This window comes from Achromobacter sp. GbtcB20 (genome assembly GCF_019091095.1).
Classification (GTDB): Bacteria; Pseudomonadota; Gammaproteobacteria; order Burkholderiales; family Burkholderiaceae_B; genus Achromobacter; species Achromobacter mucicolens.
Window position 1 is genome coordinate 1 of record NZ_JAGXJZ010000303.1, and the last position, 371, is coordinate 371.

General features: G+C 73.9%; 1 pseudogene. It reads right to left on the reverse strand.

Annotated features, from left to right (window positions below):
- Positions 1–119: 119 nt before the first annotated feature.
- Positions 120–371, reverse strand: a pseudogene (locus KVT32_RS29090) (23S rRNA (uracil(1939)-C(5))-methyltransferase); the annotation flags it as partial.

The window sequence follows — 371 nt, forward strand, 5'->3', positions numbered from 1 at the left end:
CAGCGCGAGACGGCGCCGCATGCCAACCCGGCCTCCGACCACTTCATGGTCAGGCCGGCCGACCCGGCCCGGCTGTTTGCGCTGCTGGCGCAGGGCGCCGGTCCGGACCGGGCCGGCGCTTAAGCGGCGTCGGCGTCGGCGTCCGGCAGCTCGAACACGCCGATCGATTCGTCGTGCGAGGTGTGCGGGAACATGTTGACCACGCCCGCCTTCTTCATCGCGTAGCCGGCGCGGTGCACCAGGATGCCGGCGACGCGCGCCAGGGTCGAGGGGCTGCACGGGACGTAGACGGTGCGCTTCGGCAGCAAGGCCGCCTGCCCGCTTTCGCGCAGCTCGGCCAGCGCCAGCGCCAGGGCGATCGCGCCGTCGCG